Below are 1,975 nucleotides of genomic sequence, written 5' to 3'. Positions count from 1 at the left end.
CAGGATGCCTCGGACTCCGGCGAGATCGCGCTGCGGGTCGGCGGCCAGACGCGCGGCGACGGCGTCCTCCAGCACGAGCCGGGTCTGCACGACATCCGCCAGTGGGAAGCCCTGTGCGGCCACCTGGAGCCGCAGCAGCGTCGACATGCCTCCGGACGGCGCCGCGATGACGATCGCGCCCGCCTGGGGCCCGGAGCCGGTCGCCGTGCGGATCAGCCCCATCACCTCGAGCACGCGCAGCGCCTCGCGCACGCTGGAGCGCCCGACGCCGAGATCGGCGGCGAGGTCGCGCTCGGAGGGCAGCCGGTCCCCCGGGCCGAGTGTGCCGTCGAGCAGATCGCTCTCCACCCGAGCGAGCACGGTGCGCCAGGCGCGCGCTGTGGTCTCCGGCATCCGTCCTCCTGTGGTCAGACCACAGGTTATCCGATGTGGTCAGACCACGCAAACGCCCTTCAGCCCAGCACTCCCCCGGACTCCTCGAGGTAGCAATTGCCGCACAGCGACTCGTAGGTCACGGCGACGCCGTCGATCGCGACCTGGTCGCCGTCGAACACGAACCGGCCGTCCACCCTGCGTCCGTTGAACACGGCCTTGCGACCGCAGCGGCAGATCGTCTTCAGCTCCTCGAGCGTGTGAGCGATCGCCAGCAGCCGGGCGGAGCCCGGGAACGCATGTGTGCGGAAGTCGTTGCGGATGCCGTAGGCGAGAACGGGGATGCCGTCCAGCACCGCGATCCGGAACAGATCGTCGATCTGCTCGGGCGTGAGGAACTGGGCCTCGTCGATCAGCAGGCACGCCACGTCGGCGGGCGCCGCGGGGAGCAGCTCCTCGTCGACCTCGTCGCGGATCCGCTGCCGATGCACCGCGAACAGCGCACGGGCGTCGTCCTCGGATCCGATCAGGAAGTCGACCTCACGCGTCATGCCGAGGCGGCTCTCGATCTGCGACGCCCCCTTGGTGTCGATCTCGGGCTTGGCGAGCAGCACCCGCTGCCCGCGCTCCTCGTAGTTGTAGGCCGCCTGCAGCAGAGCCGTCGACTTGCCCGAGTTCATCGCGCCGTAGCGGAAGTACAGCTTCGCCACGGTGGTTCCGTCAGCTCTGCAGCGACAGGGTCGCCGAGGTCTCCGCGAACGTCTTCTCCGCCAGCTCGGGCTGGTCGTTCAGCTTCTCCCCCAGCGTGGGGATCAGCTCGCGCAGCCGGGGCTCCCAGCCTGCGTACTCCTCGGCGAAGCAGCGCTTGAGCAGGCCCAGCATGATCGGCACGGCCGTGGACGCGCCCGGCGATGCGCCCAGCAGACCCGAGATCGAGCCGTCCGCCGAGGTGATCACCTCGGTGCCGAACTGCAGGTTGCCGTTGTGCATGACCTGGGCGCGCTGGCCGGCCTGACGCAGCGTCCAGTCCTCGTCCTTGGCGTCAGGCATGAGCTCACGCAGGTCGTCGACCTTGCGGCTGTGGTTCTTGAGCAGCTCGGTCACCAGGTACTTGATGAGGTCGAAGTTGGTGACCGCGACCTTCAGCATGCTGAACAGGTTCGAGGGGCGCACCTGCGTGACGATGTCCCAATTCGAGCCGTTCTTCAGGAACTTCGGGCTGAACGTGGCGAACGGCCCGAACAGCACCGAGGTCTCACCGTCGACGACACGCGTGTCCAGGTGCGGAACGGACATCGGCGGGGCGCCGACGGTCGCCTTGGAGTACACCTTGGCCTGGTGCTTGGCGACGATCTCAGGCTTGGTGGTCATCAGCCACTGGCCGCCGATCGGGAAGCATCCGTAGCCCTTGATCTCGGGGATGCCACTGTTCTGCAGAAGCTTGAGGGCCCAGCCGCCGGCGCCGACGAACACGAAGCGCGCCTTGACCTGGCTGGGGGTGCGGCCGACCGTCTGGCGGTTCTTCACCAGCCAGGTGCCGTCCTTCTGCTTCTTGAGCGAGCGCACCTCGTGATTGGGGAGCACCTGCACGCCGGAGCTCTTC

3 protein-coding genes (1 of these 3 cut by a window edge) are annotated in these 1,975 nt (G+C 68.4%); all 3 read right to left on the bottom strand.

Going from position 1 to position 1,975, the window contains the following annotated elements:
* Positions 1-393 carry the 5' portion of a GntR family transcriptional regulator gene (locus tag BGN97_RS18385; RefSeq protein ID WP_292704768.1) on the bottom strand. It extends 303 nt beyond the left edge of the window, so the window shows 393 of its 696 coding nt (coding positions 1-393); the start codon lies at positions 391-393; the stop codon falls past the left edge of the window.
* Positions 394-452: 59 nt separating this feature from the next.
* Complete coding sequence (locus BGN97_RS18380) at positions 453-1,082, bottom strand: thymidine kinase (RefSeq protein WP_292704766.1); 630 nt, start codon at positions 1,080-1,082, stop codon at positions 453-455.
* Positions 1,083-1,092: 10 nt separating this feature from the next.
* Positions 1,093-1,975 (bottom strand): malate:quinone oxidoreductase (locus BGN97_RS18375; RefSeq protein ID WP_292704764.1); only part of this gene is annotated, 883 nt, incomplete at its 5' end.

Source organism: Microbacterium sp. 69-10 (assembly GCF_001897945.1).
In the GTDB taxonomy this organism is placed as follows: domain Bacteria; phylum Actinomycetota; class Actinomycetes; order Actinomycetales; family Microbacteriaceae; genus Microbacterium.
The sequence above is the reverse complement of the archived record's forward strand: the minus strand, read 5'-3'. Positions and strand labels throughout refer to the sequence as shown.